We start from the raw sequence: 5110 nt of genomic DNA on the forward strand, positions 1-5110 counted from the left end.
ACGCCCTATACCAGTCCCAACTTCGACGTGATCGGCCGCTATATTTCGGGCGGCGTGAAGCTGAACTTCTTAAAAAACGGCAACAAACTCCCATTCTCATCTCACCAGGACTTGCTTATCAATCCATTGATGCAAATCACTTCCAGATCCGCCCAGAGCATCCAGAAGATATCCAGCAACTCTTTAAGACCCTTGCCAAGCAGCCTGCTTGTTGTGGAGTGGTTCACCTCTGGAGCTTGGATATGGTAGAGCCAGCAACCACTGTCTCCTCTTTAGAGTCAGCCCAGCGCTTGGGTTCTCTGAGTATTTTGCACTTAGTTCAAGCGATGATCAAAACTGATTGGGGCAATCCACCTCGTTTGCTGTTGGTTACCCGTGGCACTCAGGCTGTGGAAAGCTCTTGCAAATCCGTTTCGATTGTGCAATCTCCCTTATGGGGTCTAGGGCGAGTTATTAATAATGAATATCCTGAGTTTCATTGTAAAAAGGTAGATATCAGTTTTGCCAGTTCTCCCAAAGAAATTCAGTCTCTTTTTGAAGAGTTATATTCAGACGACCCGGAAGATGAAATCACTCTGCGGGGTACAGCACGCTATGTAAACAGGTTGACAAGGGTGTCCCCAGAAGATATTGGGGCATTCCAGAAAAAGGCTGCTAGTCAACCGTTCCGTTTGGAAATTTCCACACCTGGAGTTTTAGACAAACTGACGCTGCGGTCTACCTCACGCAAAAAACCGGGTCAGGGAGAGGTTGAAATCCAAGTATGTGCAACGGGTCTCAACTTCAGGGATGTGACCAAGGCAATGAACTTGCTGACTGATGCTAACTTAGAGGGAAATTTATCAGGACAAGGACTCGGTTTGGAGTGTGCCGGAACTATTATTGCTATTGGTGAAGGTGTTGAAGAGTTTGAGATTGGTGATGAAATTATTGCCTTTGCCCCTAACGGCTTTGCTTCGCATGTAACAACAGATGCCCGCTTTGTAGTGCATAAGCCGCGATCGCTCAGTTTTGAGGAAGCAGCCACAATCCCCCTTGCTTTTTTAACAGCTTACTACGCTCTACATTACTTGGGTCAGCTTGGCAAGAGCAATGCCTGCGACAACGACAAAACCGTACGCGTTCTCATTCATAGTGCTGCAGGAGGTGTAGGCCTTGCCGCCATTCAACTTGCTCAGCGGGCTGGTGCAGAGATTTTTGCCACAGCAGGTAGCCCGGAAAAACGGGAGTTTCTGCGAGCGATCGGCGTTCAGCATGTTATGGATTCCCGGTCTTTAGCATTTACTGATGAAGTGATGGAATGCACAGGCGGTAAAGGCGTAGATATCGTTCTGAACTCTTTGCCGGGAGAAGCTAGCCTCAAGAACCTCTCTGTTTTAGGAGCCTATGGACGTTTTATAGAAATCGGTAAGTGGAATATCAACGACAATAATAAGTCAGGACTAAAACCTATTAGGAATAACTTGTCGTTCTTTACTGTGGATATCGCTCACATATTGCGCGATCGCCCTGATTTTGCCCAGTCTCTATTTTGCGAAGTTGTGCAATTATTTGCAGATGCAACTCTTCACCAACTGCCACATCGGGTATTCCCTATCTCGAAGGTGCGTACCGCCTTCCGCTACATGGCCCAAGCCAAGCACATCGGCAAACTAGTGATTTCTTTACAAGAACCAGAAGTGGTGGTGGCTCCAAGGTCGGAAGAGACAGTGACATTTCGCGCTGATGGAACTTATCTGATCACAGGAGGACTAGGTGGGTTTAGTTTAGCGGTGGCTCACTGGTTAGTAAAACACGGTGCTAAACACTTGGTGCTGATGGGACGGAGCGGCGCTTCCTCACTAGCAGCCCAGGCAGCTGTGAACACGTTGAAAGAAGAAGGCGCTAACGTTATTGTTGCTAAGGCAGACGTGACTCAGGAAAAGCAGGTGAAGAGCGTTCTAGCTGACATTCAACAGTATATGCCACCTTTGCGAGGCATTATTCACGCTGCAATGGTTCTAGACGACGGTCTTTTGCTTCAATTGAATGAAAAGCGTATGCAAAAAGTCATGGCACCTAAGATTATCGGTGCTTGGAACCTACACGCCCAGACCCTAAACTTACCTTTGGATTTCTTCGTATTATTCTCCTCAGTAGCTTCAAGTGTTGGAAACCCAGGACAGGGAAATTACGTTGCTGCCAATACTTTTCTGGATTCGCTAGCTTATCACCGCCGCGTCCAAGGATTGCCAGCCTTAACTATTAACTGGGGCGCTGTGACAGATGTTGGTTACGTTGCTGAAAACAGTGAAGTTGGTGAACATCTAAAGCAAATTGGAGTCAAACAATTGCCGTCGCAGCACGGACTAGAAATGCTTGGAGTTTTACTCCAACAACAGGCAGTTCAGATAGTGGTGGCACCCGTTGATTGGCAGCGGTGGGCTAAATTTCACGCTGCTGGTTTACTACCACGATTTTCTCAATTGGCAGGAGAAGTAACGCCAAACGAACCACAGGCAGATAATGGTAAAGCAGAAGGAGACTCGCCCGTCAAATCAATTCTAGCTGCGGAGCCAGCAGAGCGTCAGCAGTTGTTGGAATCTTGTATTCGCGAACAAGTCGCTAGGGTATTACTTAGTTCTGCCTCCAAGTTGGACATTGAGCAACCCCTGACAGCTTTAGGTCTTGACTCTTTGATGGCAGTCGAGTTGAGTAATCGGATTAAAAACGAGCTGGGCGTAGACGTATCCACAGTCAAACTGATCCAAGGACCAAGCATTGGACAAGTGGCAACGCAGCTGAACAAACAACTGACAGAAGCCCACTCTAGCTTATCTGCATCCTTTGCTCCTATAGTTACACCAACTCTGGGTATGCCAAAAGCTGTGCAAACTGATATGAGCAACGGTGTCCAAACAGAAGACGCAGGGCAAGTGTTAGCAAAACTAGACCAGCTATCCGATGCAGAAATAGACGCTCTATTGAACTCAATGTTATCTCAACAGGAGGTTCACTCATGACCGCTCATTTTAATCTCTCTGAACCTCAAACTGATCTTTCTTCTGAGGATAAGCGCGTTCTTCTGGCGAAGCTATTGCGGGAAAAAGCCAGCAGCAGCAAATCTTGGTATCCCCTGTCTTCTGGTCAACAAGCCCTGTGGTTTTTGTACCAGAGCAATCAACAAAGCGCAGCTTACAACACTGCGTTTCCAGTACGCATCCGGTCTCATGTAGATGTTCCAGCTCTGAGGAGCGCATTCCAAAAGCTGATAGATCGTCATCCCTGTTTGCGTACCACTTTTGGGATGCGAGACGGTGAAGCAGTTCAAGAAGTTCATGGGTATCAAGAAGTTTGCTTTGAGGAGATAGATGCAACGAGCCAGACAGAGGATGAACTCAATAGCAGAGTCAAGGAGGCATACGAGCGTCCCTTCGATCTCAAACGAGGACCTGTGCTGAGAGTGAGCCTGTTTATTCGTTCTGAGTTTGATCGCATCCTGCTGCTGACAATACACCACATTGTCAGCGATGGATGGTCTCTTTGGATGCTTTTGAAGGAGTTGCGGGTGCTGTACCCAGCCCAAAAGACTGACCAAAAGGTGTCTCTAGAGCCTCTTACTCTGTCATACGCCGACTACCTCAATTGGCAGACCAAAATGCTGGCAAGTCCTCAAGGGGAGCAGCTTTGGAACTACTGGCAGCACCAGCTAGCGGGTGAGTTGCCAGTGCTCAATCTACCGACAGATCGCCCGCGCCCACCAGTGCAGACTTATCATGGTGCTTCCCATTTCTTCAAGTTGAGCGAGGAACTGACCCAGGAACTCAAGAAACTGGCACAGGCTTCGGGAGCAACCCTCTATATGATTCTCCTAGCCGCCTTTCAAGTTCTACTGTACCGATATACGGGTCAGGAAGACATTTTAGTCGGTTCACCCACCGCAGGCAGGAGTCAATCCGAATTTACTGGGATTGTGGGCTACTTTGTTAACCCAGTTGTCTTGCGAGGAACTCTTGCAGGCAATCCCACATTCAAAGCGTTTTTGAGTCAAGTCCGCCAAACAGTATTGGGGGCGATCGCTCATGAAGATTATCCCTTTGCTTCACTTGTCGAACGACTCCAGCTCAAGCGCGACCCCAGCCATTCACCGCTGTTTCAAGTTTTATTTGTTTTGCAGAAGCCGCCATCGACAGAACTTGCAGATGTGCTGGTGACACCCAGCGAAACGGAAGTCCGAGTGGATTGGGGAGGTCTCGAACTGGAATATTTTCCAATGGCAACCGAGGAAGGTCAGTTTGATTTAACCTTAGAAATGCTGGAGGGAAAAGAATCACTTTTTAGTGTCTTAAAGTACAACCCTGATTTGTTTGATGCGGCAACAATTACAAGGATGTTCGGGCATTTCGAGACTTTGCTGGCGGAAATTGTCAGCAATCCGCAAGCCAGCGTCAAGGACTTACCCCTGCTGACTCAAGCGGAGCGCCATCAGCTGCTAGTGGAGTGGAACAACACCCAGCTTGAGTATTCCCACGTACAGTGTGTCCATCAGCTTTTTGAAGCTCAAGCAGAACAAACACCAGAGGCAATAGCGGTGGTGTTTGAAAACCAGCAGCTTAACTATCGGGAGTTGAACGCCCGCAGCAATCAACTGGCACACTACTTGCAAACACTGGGGGTTGGACCAGAAGTACTTGTGGGCATTTGTGTCGAGCGCTCTTTAGAAATGGTCGTGGGGCTACTGGGGATTCTCAAAGCTGGTGGGGCTTATGTGCCATTAGACTCGCAACTACCTAAAGAACGTTTGGCTTATATGTTGTCCGATGCCCAAGTGTCGGTGCTGTTGACTCAACAGAAGTTGGTGACCCAATTGCCCGAGCATGGGGCGGATCTTGTTTGCTTGGATACAGACTGGAGAAGAATTTCTCTTGAAAGTGAGGAGAATCCAGTCAGTGGTGTGGGCTTCGACAACTTGGCTTATGTGATTTACACCTCGGGGTCTACCGGAAAGCCAAAAGGAGCAATGAATACCCACAGTGGGATTAGCAATCGCTTACTCTGGATGCGAAGTGCTTACCAATTAACCGCAGCGGATCGCGTGCTTCAGAAAACCCCTTTCAGCTTTGATGTGTCG

The 5110-nt window shown here is 48.2% G+C and carries 2 protein-coding genes; both read left to right on the forward strand.

All coding sequences use genetic code 11. The features are described from left to right. A partial coding sequence (locus tag LC574_RS25860; RefSeq protein WP_229456396.1) for an SDR family NAD(P)-dependent oxidoreductase occupies positions 1 to 3002 on the forward strand: 3002 nt, incomplete at its 5' end. Beyond that, on the forward strand, positions 2999 to 5110 hold a 2112-nt coding region (locus tag LC574_RS25865; RefSeq protein ID WP_229456397.1), incomplete at its 3' end, for a condensation domain-containing protein. The genes LC574_RS25860 and LC574_RS25865, both read left to right, overlap by 4 nt.

Source organism: Nostoc sp. CHAB 5715, from assembly GCF_020829685.1.
In the GTDB taxonomy this organism is placed as follows: domain Bacteria; phylum Cyanobacteriota; class Cyanobacteriia; order Cyanobacteriales; family Nostocaceae; genus Nostoc.